We start from the raw sequence: 16,002 nt of genomic DNA, 5'->3' as shown, positions 1-16,002 counted from the left end.
CTTATCCTCCAAACGGTGCGCTCTTTATCGGCTGACCTTTTGGTGCGCAGGCTGGCGGGTTGGACATGCCGAATGTCAAGATGTTACCTCCGTTGATAATGCAGTTAAACTGCTTGTTATCATTGGTTTTTAGCAGTACGTAGGTATTGGTACCTTGCGTTCGCCGGTTGATAACTGTCAGGTCGGCTGGAGCATAGCCCAACGCACCAGCGCTTTGAGATTTTACGTCATCGTCACTCAACATATTCGTCTTACTGGCAAGAGCATTGCAGCCACTCAAAAGCGCAAGTGTGGTTAACATTACATACAACTTAAGCAGCGACATATCACACATCCTTTTGTTGACTGAAAAACTGAGTAGATGATCGAATTGAGACATCCGTAACCTACCTCACCTGGATTGAGTAGAGTAATAGCTGTACAAATTTCATCAATCCGGCGGATCGAAGGGATATCAACTATAAAACGTAATAAAAAAAAACGAGAAAAAATTCTTTGCCCCTGCGTCCCAATTCCTTGCCTGTCCGTCTCAACCCGAAGTCATTTGATCAAGCACGGTCCGAAGCGAAAAACCAGTGTGCACAGAGGTCTGGCCTGCTGAGCCGAAGTGTTCAGATGCAATGAGGCAGTCCCGCGCCTCTTTTGGCGAATAGCCGAAAGCCTTCTTGAACGAGCGACTGAAGTGTGACTCGCTTTTGAACCCAAATTGAAAGGCCAGCCCGGAGGTTCGATGCTGAACGTTGCTATCTCCTTGGAGAATAGCCCTTATCTTGTCTAACCGGCGTCGTTGTATGTAAGCCGCAACACCGGACTCTTGCTCGAATAAACGATAGAGTCCAGCCCTTGAAATCCCCATGTGCCGGCATATGAACGCTGGCGCCAGATCGGGGTTCAGCAGATGCTGTTCGATCAGGTTCCGGGCGCGGTTGAACAGTGAGCGATCAATTTCGGTTTCAGCGCTTTTGAGGTTTGGAATGGAGGGTGTTATCGCGGCCGCGACCATGGCCAGAGTCGCTTGTTGTATATAGAGTGTCTCATCACTTTTAAAACTGGCTGACCGCGCTCGTAGTGCACGCATGTGATCGGCAAGCAGGTCGCTCAAACCGCCCCTCAATACCAGCCCATGAATGTCCTTATTGCCTAATTGCGCTGCCAGCAAGTCCCGAGGAACCGTCAGGATAATCGTATCGCCTGCCGTGATAACGCAATCCAGTTGCTGAGCAAGGTCCAACACATAAATCTGCGAGTGACATGCCACCAACGGTGCCTGACCGGCCAAGCCGTTGATCGAATGAGACAGGCCTAGGCAGATATAGTAATGGTCGAGGCCGTCGCGGCGGATCATCTGAGCTGACCGTTTGACATCATAATGCACTGGTTTTTGTGTGCCCTCCCATACGCCGCACCCCATCAACAGCGCGCCCAGGTAACAGGTGGTCAGCCGATAGTTGAACGCTATTGATTCAGACTCGCCAATCCTCACGTCAAAGAGTGCATTCACCTCTTCACGCCAGACTTCAAAACGCTGTCTAGGTGGGTAGGGTTGAGTGCTGAAGCTATAAGAGGCGTTCTCCACATGTACTCCTGCTAAAACAGATAGAGCGACCTAAACTGCTGAAGTTCAATGGCCATCATCTGTGCGATGATACGGAGATGATGGCGACTTCCCTGAAATTCTTCCTGTTGTATTTTCTTGGCGCAATCAATGTCAAATGAAAGATTTATTGTTCATGTGCTTCGGCCGTTAAAGCCTTTGATCAGGGCAATACAAAATCGCAATGAGAGACTCCTACGAACCGTCTTGATCCTCTGACCACCTAAAGGGTGCGATGACTTCGAGAACATAGGTGAATTGAAAAGAGGCGAACTGGAGAAATATCTGCAGCAGTACCTACTGCGTCGATATCTGGGAATGGTGAAACGAAGGGGTTTCCAATCGGAGGCGGCCGGAAACTCCAGGCCCCGATGTCACGAATCTTGCGTGGCTGGCTATTTGGACACGCCAACCTGCGCCGAGCCCCCTGAAAAGCGATACATCTCACTTCGCGTTTGTGACTGAATAATTCGACCTCTAACGTAATTCTGGCTCAATCTCCAAATGGGCCAACGTCATGTCGACTACCGTCTTTCGCTATTTTTTACTCTTTTCACTGATTATCGTCCATGGGAGCAGCTATGCCGCAACTGCTCATGAGCAGGAACAGCTCAGTCTAATTCTGCAGCAACTCGACATTATCGAACGTCTTGCAACTCAAGCGACGGCAACCAGCGCGTCTGAACCTGGCAATCGCTATCGCTTCGACTATCCCTCTCTGATGCAGGACATCCAACGTATTCGCCAAGGCGTGCAAGGCTATCTCTCTCCTTCTCGCGCTCAACCCCGCGATCCCACTGAATTGGTCGGCGATTATCGCCTCGACACCCCGTCCGTAGAGCCGTCGCCATGAGCATGACTGACGCGCAGACAGCTGCCTTCCAAAACGCCTCCGGCTTTTCGGCGCAGAGCAGTTCGTCGCTCTGGCTATGCCTGGTTTTGGTCCTTGGTTTGCTGTGGTGTGCCTGGGTGATGTGGACGGCTTACCGGGGATGGGCCACCGGCAGTGTGCGCTTCGGAGCCTTCGGCGGCAGCGCAGCGCGCGTGCTGCTCACCTTGCTGGTCCTGATGTTCTTCACCCTGTCCTAACACCGGAGATCACCGTCATGCTCAAGTTCCTTATCCCCCTGAAAAACAACCTGCATGATCGTGCCAGTCAGCGCGTGATCGGTCTGCTGCTGGTGCTCGGCCCAAGCCTAGCCTTTGCGGAACTACCCACTATGGAAGCCCCTTCACGCGGTGAAGGTTCCGGGTTGATCGAGACGATCAAAAACTACGCCTACGACGGCGGCATCCTCCTCGGCCTGCTGATCGCCCTGCTCGCTTTCTTGGGTGTGGCCTGGCATTCCCTGACTGTATATGCCGACGTGCAGAACCAGCGCAAGACTTGGAAAGACCTCGGCGCCGTCGTCGGCATCGGAGCCTTGCTGGTGGTAATCATCATCTGGTTCCTGACCAAGGCTGCCGCGATTCTGTGAGGTTGGCATGAACGACGCTATCGAACGCCTTGCCGACGGCACCTTGGTTTTTCTACCGGAGCGGCTCAACCGTGATCCCGCCGTCTTGCGCGGTTTAACCAATGATGAGATGTGGTTAGCGCTCGGCACCGGCGCCGTCATTGGCCTGCTGCTGGGCGTTCCTCTGGCGATCGCCACCGCCTCCATTGCCATGGCGCCGACCAGCATGATCGCAAGCATGGCGTTAGTGTTGTTTGCTGGCGGCACGCTACTGCGTCGCGCCAAACGGGCCCGGCCAGAGACCTGGTTGTACCGCAAGCTCGAATGGATAGCGGCCAGCCGCTGGCGTCTGGGGCGCAGCAGTCTGATCCTGCACTCCGGCGCCTGGACGGTTCGCCGTTCGCGTCGACTGCGCCCTGCCCTGTCCCGGTGGCTGCCATGAGCCGATTCCGAAACAAGGTCGATGCCCAACAGGCCCATATCTTCAGCCTGCGTCTGGCGGTAGTAATTCTCGCCCTGCTCTGTGCCGGACTCTGGTATGGCTGGCGCACGGCACCTACCGACCTGACCGTACATGTCCCCCCGGATCTGCGTTCGGGTAGCACGCGCAAATGGTGGGATATCCCCTCAGAGAATGTCTATGCTTTTGCCCTCTACATCTTTGGTCAGCTCAATCGTTGGCCCTCAGATGGCGAGCAGGATTATCGCCGCGCCATCTATGGCTTGCAGTCCTACCTGACACCTGCTTGCAAGGCCTTCCTTGACGGAGACTACGAATACCGCAAGGCCGCCGGCGAACTTCGCCAGCGGGTGCGTGGCGTCTACGAAATTCTGGGCCGAGGTTATAGCGAAGATCCGGAACTCAGGGTCAAGCAACTCGATCGCGACAGCTGGCTGGTCACCCTAGACCTCAACGCGGATGAGTATTACGCCGCCGAACCGGTGAAACGGGTGGCGGTACGTTATCCATTACGCGTGGTGCGTTTTGATCTGGACCCCGAACGCAATAAGTGGGGGCTGGCACTGGACTGTTATCAGGGCACGCCGCAAAAAATCGCTCTGCCTGGAGGTGAGCTATGACGCGGATTTCTATCCTGGGGCTCACCATCGCACTAATGCTATGGGGAGTTGCAGCGCAGGCCGTCGAACTGATGCACTGGGAACGCCTCCCCCTCGCGGTTCCGCTGGTGATCAATCAGGAACGAGTGGTCTTTGTCGATGAGGATATTCGAGTCGGCGTGCCCTCAACCCTGGCGGGTAAGCTGCGCGTGCAATCAACCGGCGGCACGCTGTACCTGCGCGCGTCGGAAGCCATTGCACCGACCCGACTGCAACTGCAATCGGTCGCGACGGGCGAGATCACCCTGCTGGATATCGCGGCCACGCCTGGCGATCAACCGCTGGAGCCCGTGCGTATTCTCAAGAATGCCAAGGTGCAAGCTACCGAGGCTGAATCTAGCACTTTCCTTGCTCCAGAACGCACGCCGATCCCGGTCGCTTTGACGCGCTATGCCGCGCAAAGCCTGTACGCGCCGCTGCGCACCGTGGAGTCTCTACCCAATGTACGCCGCGTCCCGCTCAAGCTACGCACCGAACTGCCGACTCTGCTGCCGAGCGAAAACGTGTCCAGCACACCCATCGCCGCCTGGCGGCTCGATGACTATTGGGTGACGGCGGTGAAATTGCGCAATCGTAGTTCAGAGATGGTGCAACTCGATCCACGTCGGCTTCAGGCCAAGCTGTTCGCCGCGACCTTCCAGCATGCTTTCCTCGGGCCGGTCGGCAGTGCAGAAGACACAACGATCGTCTACCTCGTCACTCGCGGTGCCGGCCTCGAACACGCCGTGCTGCTCCCGTCCGTTGCGCGAGGTGCTGACGATGAAGGCTAACGCCTTGCTCAAATGGTTGGTACCGGCTGCGCTACTGGCCGTGGTGTTTATCATCCTGAAAACCTGGATCGCCGGTAATACTCCCTCTCCAGAGCACCCAGTTGATCAGGGCAACATCCGGTTATCCGCCGAGCAAGCCAAGTCGCTCGGCATTGCTGGCGATACCCCACGCGACACGGTCGCCACCTTGGTCGGCCAGGTGAAGGCCATGCGCAGCGACATGCTCGGCCTGAAAAAACACAACGATTCGCTGCAGACGGAGAACAACCGCCTGCGCGAGCGAGAAAACAGCGTCGATTCGCGTATCCAGACGGCTCTTGGCAGCGTGACCCAGCAGGTCGACGAGGGCCGTCGCCAAGCCAACGAGGCCCGACTCAAAGCGGAACAAGACAGTCGCCAGGCTCGCGGTCTGCTGACGCATTTGCAGGAGCAGTTGTCGGGGTTGACCGGTAAAGGCAAGGACATGCCGATCGGATTGGGGCTTGAGCCGGGCGACGGGGCGCAGTTCGACGGGCAGCATTTTGCCAATGATGCGTTGCAGTGGATTGAGCCCTCGGATGCTCCACCCACCGACGCCCGAGGCAAAACCAAGACCTCCCCCGCACTGAGTCTGCCTACCGCCTTCAACTCACTGGAAGGCTTGAAAGACAACGCTATTGATCGCAGCCAGAAACAGCTGCGTGCAGTTACCCAGGGTGAGCGTGATCCGACGCGATCCGCTGATCGTACCGAAGGCGCGAAGCCGGTCTACACCATTCCCGAAAACGCGACATTGATGGGCTCGGTCGCCATGACCGCGCTGATCGGCCGAGTCCCGGTGGACGGCACGGTGAATGATCCCTATCCCTTCAAGGTGCTGGTCGGCCCCGAGAACCTGACTGCCAACGGCATCGACCTGCCGGACGTCGCGGGGGCCGTGATGAGCGGTACGGCGTCCGGTGACTGGACTCTGTCTTGTGTACGCGGACAGGTCGAGTCAATCACCTTTGTGTTTACCGATGGCACCATCCGCACGGTACCTCAGCCGAAGGCGGTCGCCAGCCGCAATGCCTCCACCGCCCAGAGCTCGAACACCGACAAGATCCGCGGCGGACTCGGCTACCTGTCCGATCCGTATGGCATTCCTTGCATTGCCGGCGAGCGCCGCTCGAACGCCCAACAGTACCTCGGCAGCCAGAGCCTGATCACCGCGGCTGGCGCCGGTGTCGCTGCCTTGCTCGGGGATGAGCAGCACAACAGCAGCGTGATCAGTTCGGGCGGCAGTACGCTCGGGGTCACCAGCAGCAATGGCAATAGCACGCTGAATTCAATTCTCAGCGGTGGGGTCGGCGACATCCGCGAGTGGGTCAACAAACTGTATGGCGAAGCCTTTGCTGCCGTGTACGTGCCACCTGCCGCACAGGTCGCACTGCACCTCGACCATGAGATCACCATCGACTACGAGCCCAAGGGCCGGAGCGTTCGCCATGAAAAAGACCATGCTTCTCTGCCTGACCTGGATTAGCTTGCTCTGCTGGGTCCTGACGGGGTGTTCCACCGACAAGGACACGCTTTTGCCCCATGGCGAGCAAACCATGCTGGACATCTGGAACGGTGCCGGTTCGCAAGGCACTCAGCAGCAACTGCTGGATGCTCGGCAGCAGTTACGCCGTCCGCTGGCCCAGGCAGATTTCTCCGCCTCTCTCCAAGAACCGTACACGCGCACCGCGACGAACGAGATCCACAATTTGTTCCCGCGCCTGCCCAATCCCGATCTGGTGCTGTACGTGTATCCGCATCTGAGTGGTACCGAGCAGGCACCGATCCCGGGTTACTCGACCGTCTTTCCGTTCTACCAACGGGTGCAGTACGCATTGCCTGGTGAACGTCAGGAAGACTTGTAGTGCGTACCGGCGATGCGGGCAACCGCACTGCCGCGTGGAAAGCCTGGCGCCACCCATTGCGCCCTCGCGCCACCTTGGCCGATGACGCCACACTCTATGCGCACAACCCTAGCTTCACCGATCACCTGCCGTGGGTCGAGTATCTCGACACCGAACAGTGTTTTCTGCTGGATGACAATCGCTCGGTGGGTGCGGTATTCGAGTTGCTGCCCATCGGCACTGAAGGGCGCGAACCCGATTGGTTGATGGCGGCCCGAGATGCCCTTGAGGATGCCCTGCAGGATAGTTTTGACGAGCTGGATCAAGCGCCTTGGGTGGCGCAGTTTTTCTGCCAGGACGACAACGATTTCACCCCCTACCTGAACCGGCTCACTGGCTATGTTCAGTATAGCGCCCGAGGCACGGTCTTCACGGAGGCGTATTTGGAACTCAGCCGCCGTCATCTGAAGGCCATCGCCAAGCCCGGCGGTCTGTTTGAAGATAAGGTGGTGACGCGCCTGCCCTGGCGTGGCAATAACCGCCGGGTGCGCCTGGTGGTCTATCGCTGGCTTGAGTCTGACGCTGAGGAGACAGGACTCACCCCGGTGCAATCCCTGCATCAGGCTTGCGAACGTATCGCGTCTTCGTTGCAGACGTGTGGGGTGCAATCGACGCGAGTAGATGGCCGCGGTCTGTATGCCTGGCTGGTGCCCTGGTTCAATCCGGCACCCAATCTAACCGATGAAGCGCCCGAGGAGTTCTACCACCGCGTGGCCTATCCGGAGTTGGGCGATGGTGAGTCGCTGGAACTGCCCTTCGATCATGACTTTGCCGAACGGCTATTCTTCAACGAACCGCGTTCGGATGTGCAACGAGGACTCTGGTACTTCGATGAGCAACCCCATCGGGTCATGGTGGTGGACAAACTGCGACGGGCACCGTCGATTGGTCAACTCACCGGAGAAACCCGTAAGGGTGATGCAACCAATGCCCTATTCGACCAGTTACCCGAAGGCACGGTGATGAGTCTGACCTTGGTGGTCAAGCCGCAGGATGTGCTCGAAGACCAGTTAAACCGATTGGCGCGCAAAGCCATCGGTGAAAACCTGGCCTCGACCCAGACCCGTCAGGATGTCGAAGAGGCTCGTGCGATCATCGGTCGCCAGCACAAGCTGTACCGCGGCACCCTGGCGTTCTATGTGCACGGTCACGATGAACAGCAACTGCACCAGCGCTCGGTCAGCCTGGCCAACGCGCTGTTGGGCGCGGGGCTGCAACCGGTACGTGAAGGCGATGAGGTCGCCGCCTGCAACAGCTACCTGCGTTGGTTGCCGATGGCTTACAACCCGGCCCGCGACACACGCAACTGGTACACCCGCCTGATGTTCGCCCAGCACCTGGCGAACCTGGTTCCGGTTTGGGGCCGCAGCACCGGCACCGGTCACCCGGGTATCACCCTGTTCAACCGCGGCGGCTCGCTATTGAGCTTCGACCCATTATCATGCCTGGACCGGGCCATGAACGGGCATCTGCTTTTGTTCGGTCCGACCGGCGCCGGCAAGTCAGCCACCCTGGTCACCCTGCTGATGCAAGTCATGGCGGTGTACCGTCCTCGCCTGTTTATCGTCGAAGCCGGCAACTCATTTGGCTTACAAGGCGACTACTTCGCGACGCAGGGTTTGTCGGTCAACAAGGTCCAATTGAAACCTGGCGCCTTGGTCAGCCTCGCGCCTTTCGCTGATGCTTACCGTCTAGTCGAGCAGCCAGATAAGGTGGCGAGTCTGTCGATTGATGAGTGGGACGATGAGGCGGTAACCAATCGTGAAGACCAACGTGATGTGCTCGGCGAATTGGAGATCACCGCCCGGCTGATGATCACTGGCGGCGAGGCCAAGGAAGAAGCTCGTCTGAGCCGGGCTGATCGCAGCCTGATCCGCGAGTGCATTTTCGAAGCGGCGCAGGCGTGTGTCGCGGCGGGTCGCCAAGTACTGACCCGCGATGTACGTGACGCCTTGCTGCGCACCGCCGCCGACTTGCACTTACCAGAGAAGCGTCGTGAACGTGCCCAGGAAATGGGCGAATCCATCGACCTGTTTTGCCAGGGATTCGAGGGCGAACTGTTCGATCGCGAGGGTACGCCTTGGCCCGAAAGCGATGTTACCGTTGTCGATCTGGCCACGTACGCTCGCGAAGGCTACGAAGCCCAGATGTCCATCAGCTACATCAGCCTGATGAACACCGTGAACAACCTTGCCGAGCGCGACCAGTACTTGGGCCGACCAATCATCATGGTCACCGACGAAGGCCACATCATCACCAAGAACCCGCTACTGGCGCCATTTGTGGTCAAGGGGACGAAGATGTGGCGCAAGCTTGGGGCCTGGTTCTGGCTGGCGACGCAAAACCTTGCCGACTTCCCTACTGCCGCGCAGACCATGCTCAACATGATCGAATGGTGGATTTGTTTGAACATGCCCCCTGCGGAGATAGAGGAAATCGCCCGCTTCAAGAAGCTCACGCCGGAACAGAAAGCTTTGTTGCTCTCCGCCAGTAAGGAGCCTGGGAAATACACTGAGGGGGTCGTGCTGTCGAAAAAACTCGAAACGCTGTTTCGAACCGTACCACCCAGCCTCTATCTCGCCTTGGCCATGACGGAGCCCGAGGAAAAAGCTGAGCGCTGGAGGTTGATGCAGGAGAACGGTTGCTCGGAGTTGGAGGCCGCTTACCGGGTAGCTGAACGGATCGATAAAGCGCGGTTCAGTCGCCGATAACCGAAAGATGATTGCACACAACCTCGTCAATAATTGTGCGAAATATCTTGAGGATCAGTACTGGGTTAAGGCCGTGCTGTGTAGCGAGAGCCAAGTAGCGCTGTTCCTGTTGTGACTCGCGCACAGAATCCTGGGCCTGCCATTGTTGCCGTGCCTTGAGCCGCCCTACCTGCTCGGTAACCTGAAACCGTCGAGAAAGTAGGATGATTAGCTGTTCGTCCAGCTCATCGATGGTTTCCCGCAAGCGTGCCAGTTCAACGTTATTCATTGCCTACACCACACGCCCCAACAATCTGTTGGCCAATACCGATGAGTGGCTGATCTTGCCATGCAACTCCACCGGGCGTTCCTGCAAGATCGCACACCATTGGTTCAGTACCTCGATGAAATGCTCGGTCTGAGACAGCAACGCGGCAGTGTTGTCTTCAAAGATACTGGTCCACACCGTCACATCCGAGGAGGCCAGACGAATCTGCTCGAAAAAGCTGCGCCCGATGAATGAACCGGTTTGCGGGTTGATGGCCAATTGATCGCCAAAGGTCTCCATCAGCGAGAAGGCAATCAAATGGGGCAGGTGCGACGTCAAGGCGGCGATGTGATCGTGCTGGCGCGCGTCGACCCGACACGTGACGGCACCGAGGGCCCGCCAGAATCCCTCGACACGTTCGATGGCACTCGTCGGCGTGGTGGCAAGGGGTATCAACAGGCAACTCTTGCCAGCAAACAGATCCTCACGCCCGGCCCCCGGCCCGCTTTGCTCGCCGCCAGCCATGGGGTGGCCCGGCACAAATGAAACATGCGCCGGCAAGCGATCGCCCACCTCATTGATCACCATTTGCTTGGCCGAGCCGACATCGGTCAACACCGCGCCGCGTTTCATGCCCTCGGCCAACGCTATGACCACCGTTGCCACCGCCCCCGTTGGCACACAGACCACGACCAGGTCACACTCATGTAACTCCGCCAGGCTGCCCGCACACCGCGGCGCGAGGCCAAGCGCTTCAACCTCATGGCAGACCTGGCGACTGCCATCGAAGAGGTGCAGGTGAATATGGGGATAGTTTGATTTCACCGCCCGCAGGATTGAGCTGCCCAGCAATCCCAAGCCAACGATACCCAAATGCCGTATGTGCTCCATGCTTCCCACCCTCCAGGCCTGAGTCGTTTCACCGATGCGCGCTATGAAATTAATACGCAAGTGATCAATAAGCAAGAACGCGAAAATCCTGAAGATGCAATCAATCGACGAGCTGCCACATGAATTCCGTCAGCTAAAAAAGCTTAATCTCCCGAAAACACGGGTCCGCATGCAAGCCTCCGGCGCACCCGCCGGATCGGCATCGCCGGCAATACTCTGCTAGAATTGGGTGTGAATACATCCTGACTGTTCGTGTGTATTCACTTTAAAGCAGGCTACAGCCGTGAGGCATTGCAGCTAACCCGCAGTCCCGTCGTTAACCGGCAGGCAGATCGCTTCAGCCACTACCACCGGAGAAGCGGCAGTTAAATACAACAATAGGTGTACCGATGTATTCAAGCTTACGTTCCTTAGCAGACGATACGTTTTGTCTGCGCCTGCAGCGAGCGGCCAGGGTGTGGCGCAAGGTTTCCGACGAAGAGTTGAGCAATCTTAACCTGTCCGAGGCCACGACCACGCCCTTATGGCTCATCAATAAACTAGGCGAAGGCCTGCGCCAGCGTACCCTTGCTGAACATATGGGACTTGAAGGACAGTCCCTCGTGCGCCTGCTTGATCAACTGGAAAGCGCCGGCCTGGTGGTACGCAGGGACGATCCTTCCGACCGTAGAGCCAAGGCCCTCTACCTCACAGACGCCGGGCGCAAGCTGGCGGAACAAGCCGAACTGGTTGTCAGGAAGATTCGTGCCAGGCTGCTGGACGGGGTCCCCGCCGAACACTTGGCCATTGTCGACGGGGTATTCGACAAGATCATCACGGCCGCCATCGACTGACACCTTTCGCGCCGGATCAGCCCCCGACCCGGCGCGCGCTCCGTTTCAAGCACTCATCCCCCGCTAAAAAACATTCGCTTACAATACTTGCGATTAGATCGCATGAGATCTAGTCTCCTTCATGCAGCATCCGTCTGTCGTGTTTCAACCATCGACCGCATCTCTGCAGCTCAGCCAAGGGACGGCGTTCGGCACACTCTTTAGCCAGTGGAGCTCAGTCATGTCAGATTCGCCAGAAGTCAGGGACGCTACGCGTGAACGGATAGCTCCCGCCCCGGCCTTACACCGGCAACAAATCATCGACCTGCTCGACCCGCAAAGCTTCCACGAACTGGACGCCCACGCCGAGCATGATTGCGTGCATTTCGGGGCTGCCGCCCGCAAGACCCGGGGCGACGGTATTGCCACCGGCCATGGCACCATCGAGGGTCGCCCAGTTATCGTCTACGGTCACGACGGCAGCTTCATGGGCGGCAGCTCAAGCCGCATTCATGCCCTTAAAATCTGCAAAGTGCTGGACATCGCCCTGCGCACCGGCGTGCCGATCATTGCACTGAACCACTCATCAGGGCTGCGGATTCATGAGGGGGTGGACGCCGACTCGCAGTTCAGCCACGTGTTCTACAAGACCGTCAGGGCTTCAGGGGTCGTGCCGCAGATTTCCATCGTTCTCGGCGACTGCATCGGCGGCGCGGCCTACACACCGGCGCTCACGGATTTCATCATCATGGTGGACAATCAATCGGCCCTGTTCCTGACCGGGCCCGCCGTGATCCGCCGCGCCACCGGCGAAGACGTGACCAAGGAAGAAATCGGTGGCGGCTTCATGCACGCCAGCGAAACCGGGCTTGCCCACTTCCTCGTGGACAGCGTCGAAGAGGCATTGAGCCTGACCCGCGACTTGCTGTCCTACCTGCCGCAAAACAACACCGCCCGACCAAAACTGACGGAAGGTCCCGCCACCTGGCGCTACCTGACCCCTGCCGTCGCCGAGCAGGTCCCCAGCGAGAAAAACCTGCCTTTCGATGTGCGCCAACTGATCGAGGCGGTTGCCGACGAGCAATCGTTCCTTGAAGTGCAGCCGCTCTATGCACGCAATATCGTGATTGGGTTTGCCAGGCTGGGCGGCCAAAGCATCGGCATCATTGCCAACCAGCCGTCGTGGCTGGCGGGTTGCCTGGACATCAATGCGTCCACCAAGGCGGCGCGCTTTGTGCGGCTGTGCGATTCATTCGGCATTCCGCTGCTGACGCTGATCGACGTTCCAGGCTATCTGCCGGGGCGGCAACAGGAACGTTCGAACGTGATTGGTGCAGGCGCCAAATTGATGCATGCCTACTGCGAAGCCAGTGTGCCGAAAATCGCCGTGGTGTTGCGCAAAGCCTATGGCGGCGCCTACCCCACCCTGGCCAACCGCTCGGCCACCGACCTGATCTATGCCCTGCCCGGCGCCGAGATTTCGGTGATGGGCCCAGAAGGCGCCGTCGATGTGATTTTCCGCAAGGATATTGCTGCCGCCGCCGACCCTCAGGTACGCCGGGAAACCCTTATAGATGACTACCGTCAGGCCCACGCCAGCGCCGAGTATTCGGCCAGCCGCACCTACATCGAAGGGCTGGTGGAACCCGAACACTTGCGCAATACGCTGATCGCCAATTTCGCACTTTTGCAGGACAAGATCCCGGGGCTGCCGGCGAGAAGACATTCGAACATTCAACTGTGAGGGAGCATGGTCATGGCTATTCCAAGGGACCCAAGTAACGATTACCACAAAGAGCAAATAGCCCGGCGCCTGGCCTGGGTCGCGGAACAGACGGACACCCCGTTTCCTTACATTGGCGGTGCGCCGATCAGTGGCGAACAAGTCAAAGGTACCTGTGAGAATTTCATTGGTTTTGTCGGCACCCCCTTGGGTGTCGCGGGCCCGCTGCTAATCAATGGAACGCGGGCCCAAGGTGCATTCATCGTGCCGCTGGCCACCAGCGAAGGGGCGCTGGTCGCCTCCTTTTCCCGGGGCATGAACCTGATCACTGACAGCGGCGGCTGCACCATTACCAACCTGGACAACGCTCAGCCTTCACCTGGGCAGCCGGCCTACCGGTTCCTCGGCGATGCGCTGACGAAGATTTCCGCGATCGTTTTGCACAACGCCAGCGACGCCCCGCAGTTCGACGCCTGGCTCAGGGCGCACATGGTCGACATTGTTGCGACGGCCAACGCCACCAGCAACCATGCGCGTCTGCTGGAGTTGACGCCGCTGCTCCAGGGCGACCTGGTAGGGCTGGCGTTCACCTACGAAACCGGCGACGCCATGGGCCTGAACATGGCCACCAAAGCCAACGAAGCCGTGTGCCGCTACCTCAAGAGCCAATGCCCGCAGTGGGTGGACTACTACTTCAATACCCTGGGAGGCGACAAACGTTTCGTCGCGGACCAGGCCAAAGGGCGTTACGTGTCGGCCAGCGTAAGAATCCCCAAGGCCTTGGTGGAACAGCGTCTGCGCACCACGCCCCTGCGCATGCAGCGCTTCCTGCATGCCTGCAACAGCTTGCTGGCCCAGCGCGGAGCCACCGCGCCAAACATTCACGTGGCCAATGCGCTGACAGCATTGTTCATCGCGTGCGGCCAGGACCCTGCCTTCGTCACGGTATCGTTCAAGAACGCCTGCACCACCTTCGATGTGCTGGACAACGGAGACCTGCTCGCCAGCGTGACCCTGCCCAACCTGATTGTTGGCACCGTCGGCGGCGGCACACGCCTGCCCGCCCAGCAAGAATGCCTGCGCATGCTTGGCTGCGCCGACGATGCGCGCAAATTGGCGGAAATCGCGGCGGCCGTGGCGCTGGCCGGGGAAGTCTCGGTGGCAGGAGCCGTCAGCGCCGGTGAATTTACCCGCGCCCATACCACCCTGGGTCGCGGCCAAAGCGCCGAGGCAACCCCCATACAACTGGCAGGGGCATGACGATGGTGAGTCGAATACTGATTTGTTGTCGCGGGGAAATCGCACACCGTTTTATCCGCACGAGCCAACTGCTGGGCATCGAGACCGTGGTGATTTACAGCGCCGACGATGACGAAGCGCCCTTTGTCCTTGCCGCCGACGCCACTATCCGTGTCGAAGCCTGGGACCCGGCCACGCTGATCGAAACCGTGATCGGTGCGGCGGTGGACTGCGGCGCCGACGCCGTCGCGCCTGGCTACGGGCCCTTGGCGGAAAATGCCTTCTTCGCCGAAGTATGCGGGTACGCAGGCCTGGTGTTTATCGGCCCCAACGTGGCCGCCTTGCGCCATACCGGCGACAAGATTGCCGCCCGCACGGCAGCCCAGCGCGCCGAGGTGCCCGTAGTGCCAGGCCTGACCATCGACGCCGACGTCGAGACTGGCGCCCGCGCGGCCGATGCCCTCGGCTACCCGGTGTTGCTCAAGGCCGCCCTCGGCGGTGGCGGGCGCGGCATCCGCGTGGTGACGCAGCCGGCTGAGTTTGCCGGGGCCTTTGCCGAAGTGCGCCATGAAGCGATGCGCGCCTTTGGCAGCGATCAACTCTACCTGGAGAAATTTCTCGGGGAAGCCGTGCGCCACATCGAAGTCCAGGTGATCGCCGACAAGCATGGCCATTATCTGCACCTGGGCACGCGAGAGTGCAGCGTGCAGCGCCGTCGACAGAAAATCGTCGAAGAGGCGCCGGCCCACAACCTCAGCGACGACGTTCGGCAACGCCTGCATGACGCCGCGCTGGCCGTGGCCCGAGAGGTTGGCTACGACAGTGTCGGCACTGTGGAATTTCTGGTGGACGCCAGTGAGCAGTTCTACTTCATCGAAATGAATGCGCGAATCCAGGTCGAGCATCCGGTGACGGAGCAAATCACCGGCATCGATATTGTCGAGCAACTGATTCGTTCGGCTCAGGGCCAGCCGCTGAGCATCACCCAGGCGCAGGTGCAGTTTCACGGGCACGCTCTGGAGTTCCGTCTGTGCGCTGAAAGTGCCCATGGCGACTTCCTGCCTACGGGCGGCCACGTCAGCGACTACCGCGTCCCAGAGGGGCCGGGGATTCGTGTGGATTCCGGGATCCAGATCGGCTCACTGATGTCGCCGATGTTCGACAGCCTGTGCCTGAAACTGATCGTCTGCGCCAACCACCGAGCCTTCGCCGTGCAACGCGCCCGCGCCGCCCTGGACGAGTGTCTGGTGGCGGGCTTCAGCACCAACCTGCCGGTGCACGCGTGGCTGCTGTCTTACCCGCCCTTCATCGATGGCAGGTATGACCTGTCGATCTGCAACCACTTCCCCTCAGCCCATGCGCTGCCCGCCGAGGATGCACGACTCATGCACGCCGTGGCGGCACTGGCGCGGCATTTACAGCCGCCCTCTGCGCCTGCGCCACGACCGGCCAGCCACCAAGCGTCAGCCTGGACGCAGCGCAACAGCCACTGGCTGTTGTCCTGATAGCCCTCAAGG

At 59.1% G+C, this 16,002-nt stretch carries 17 protein-coding genes; 13 read left to right on the top strand and 4 right to left on the bottom strand.

All coding sequences use genetic code 11. From position 1 onward, the window contains the following. Position 1 precedes the first annotated feature (1 nt). Together BFC21_RS04900 and BFC21_RS04895 are read right to left on the bottom strand one after the other, a co-directional pair. Positions 2 to 325, bottom strand: a complete 324-nt coding sequence (locus BFC21_RS04900; protein WP_070413470.1) for a hypothetical protein — start codon at positions 323 to 325, stop codon at positions 2 to 4. Positions 326 to 529: 204 nt separating this feature from the next. After that, a complete protein-coding gene (locus BFC21_RS04895) occupies positions 530 to 1,576 on the bottom strand; it encodes a helix-turn-helix domain-containing protein (RefSeq protein WP_083294012.1) in 1,047 nt (348 codons plus the stop codon). A 535-nt stretch (positions 1,577 to 2,111) separates the two neighbouring features. On the opposite strand from BFC21_RS04895, the gene BFC21_RS04890 reads away from it, so the two are divergent. The 9 genes from BFC21_RS04890 to BFC21_RS04850 are packed head-to-tail and all read left to right on the top strand — an operon-like array spanning position 2,112 to position 9,573. Beyond that, positions 2,112 to 2,447, top strand: a complete 336-nt coding sequence (locus BFC21_RS04890; RefSeq protein WP_070413469.1) for an RAQPRD family integrative conjugative element protein — start codon at positions 2,112 to 2,114, stop codon at positions 2,445 to 2,447. Continuing rightward, positions 2,444 to 2,683, top strand: coding sequence for a TIGR03758 family integrating conjugative element protein (locus BFC21_RS04885; RefSeq protein ID WP_070413468.1), 240 nt, complete (start codon positions 2,444 to 2,446; stop codon positions 2,681 to 2,683). Before BFC21_RS04890 ends, BFC21_RS04885 begins: the two co-directional genes overlap by 4 nt. Before the next feature lie 17 nt (positions 2,684 to 2,700). Further along, the gene (locus BFC21_RS04880; protein ID WP_070413467.1) at positions 2,701 to 3,072 is read left to right on the top strand and encodes a TIGR03745 family integrating conjugative element membrane protein; all 372 of its coding nucleotides are present in this window, start codon (positions 2,701 to 2,703) and stop codon (positions 3,070 to 3,072) included. A gap of 7 nt (positions 3,073 to 3,079) precedes the next feature. Next, positions 3,080 to 3,493: a TIGR03750 family conjugal transfer protein gene (locus BFC21_RS04875; RefSeq protein ID WP_070413466.1), complete on the top strand. Its 414-nt coding sequence runs from the start codon at positions 3,080 to 3,082 to the stop codon at positions 3,491 to 3,493. Beyond that, the gene (locus tag BFC21_RS04870; RefSeq protein ID WP_070413465.1) at positions 3,490 to 4,131 is read left to right on the top strand and encodes a PFL_4703 family integrating conjugative element protein; all 642 of its coding nucleotides are present in this window, start codon (positions 3,490 to 3,492) and stop codon (positions 4,129 to 4,131) included. The genes BFC21_RS04875 and BFC21_RS04870 overlap by 4 nt, the downstream gene beginning before the upstream one ends. Next, positions 4,128 to 4,940: a TIGR03749 family integrating conjugative element protein gene (locus BFC21_RS04865; protein WP_070413464.1), complete on the top strand. Its 813-nt coding sequence runs from the start codon at positions 4,128 to 4,130 to the stop codon at positions 4,938 to 4,940. The genes BFC21_RS04870 and BFC21_RS04865 overlap by 4 nt, the downstream gene beginning before the upstream one ends. Further along, positions 4,930 to 6,444, top strand: coding sequence for a TIGR03752 family integrating conjugative element protein (locus BFC21_RS04860; RefSeq protein ID WP_070413463.1), 1,515 nt, complete (start codon positions 4,930 to 4,932; stop codon positions 6,442 to 6,444). The genes BFC21_RS04865 and BFC21_RS04860 overlap by 11 nt, the downstream gene beginning before the upstream one ends. After that, positions 6,407 to 6,823 (top strand): TIGR03751 family conjugal transfer lipoprotein, encoded by a 417-nt coding sequence (locus BFC21_RS04855; protein WP_058426018.1) that lies wholly within the window; start codon positions 6,407 to 6,409, stop codon positions 6,821 to 6,823. Before BFC21_RS04860 ends, BFC21_RS04855 begins: the two co-directional genes overlap by 38 nt. Further along, positions 6,823 to 9,573, top strand: coding sequence for a conjugative transfer ATPase (locus tag BFC21_RS04850; RefSeq protein ID WP_078466827.1), 2,751 nt, complete (start codon positions 6,823 to 6,825; stop codon positions 9,571 to 9,573). The genes BFC21_RS04855 and BFC21_RS04850 overlap by 1 nt, the downstream gene beginning before the upstream one ends. Here BFC21_RS04850 and BFC21_RS04845 read toward each other — a convergent pair. Then, positions 9,560 to 9,841, bottom strand: a complete 282-nt coding sequence (locus tag BFC21_RS04845; protein ID WP_070413164.1) for a chorismate mutase — start codon at positions 9,839 to 9,841, stop codon at positions 9,560 to 9,562. The genes BFC21_RS04850 and BFC21_RS04845 overlap by 14 nt on opposite strands. Positions 9,842 to 9,844: 3 nt before the next feature. Continuing rightward, the gene (locus tag BFC21_RS04840) at positions 9,845 to 10,786 is read right to left on the bottom strand and encodes a prephenate dehydrogenase/arogenate dehydrogenase family protein (protein WP_162939287.1); all 942 of its coding nucleotides are present in this window, start codon (positions 10,784 to 10,786) and stop codon (positions 9,845 to 9,847) included. Between the two features lie 314 nt (positions 10,787 to 11,100). Between BFC21_RS04840 and BFC21_RS27745 the strand changes: the two genes are divergently transcribed. The 4 genes from BFC21_RS27745 to BFC21_RS04820 all read left to right on the top strand — a co-directional run bounded on the left by BFC21_RS27745 (position 11,101) and on the right by BFC21_RS04820 (position 15,990). Then, positions 11,101 to 11,544: a MarR family winged helix-turn-helix transcriptional regulator gene (locus tag BFC21_RS27745; protein ID WP_078466828.1), complete on the top strand. Its 444-nt coding sequence runs from the start codon at positions 11,101 to 11,103 to the stop codon at positions 11,542 to 11,544. Between the two features lie 220 nt (positions 11,545 to 11,764). Next, entirely contained in the window at positions 11,765 to 13,267 is a 1,503-nt protein-coding gene (locus tag BFC21_RS04830) for an acyl-CoA carboxylase subunit beta (RefSeq protein WP_070413166.1), read from the top strand. 12 nt (positions 13,268 to 13,279) lie between these two features. After that, positions 13,280 to 14,506, top strand: a complete 1,227-nt coding sequence (locus BFC21_RS04825; protein ID WP_070413167.1) for a hydroxymethylglutaryl-CoA reductase — start codon at positions 13,280 to 13,282, stop codon at positions 14,504 to 14,506. 2 nt (positions 14,507 to 14,508) lie between these two features. Next, entirely contained in the window at positions 14,509 to 15,990 is a 1,482-nt protein-coding gene (locus tag BFC21_RS04820; protein WP_078466830.1) for an acetyl/propionyl/methylcrotonyl-CoA carboxylase subunit alpha, read from the top strand. The last annotated feature ends 12 nt before the right edge of the window (positions 15,991 to 16,002 follow it).

The organism is Pseudomonas sp. TMW 2.1634, assembly GCF_001703595.1.
Lineage (GTDB): Bacteria > Pseudomonadota > Gammaproteobacteria > Pseudomonadales > Pseudomonadaceae > Aquipseudomonas > Aquipseudomonas fragi.
This window is presented reverse-complemented; position numbering and strand designations above follow the sequence as displayed.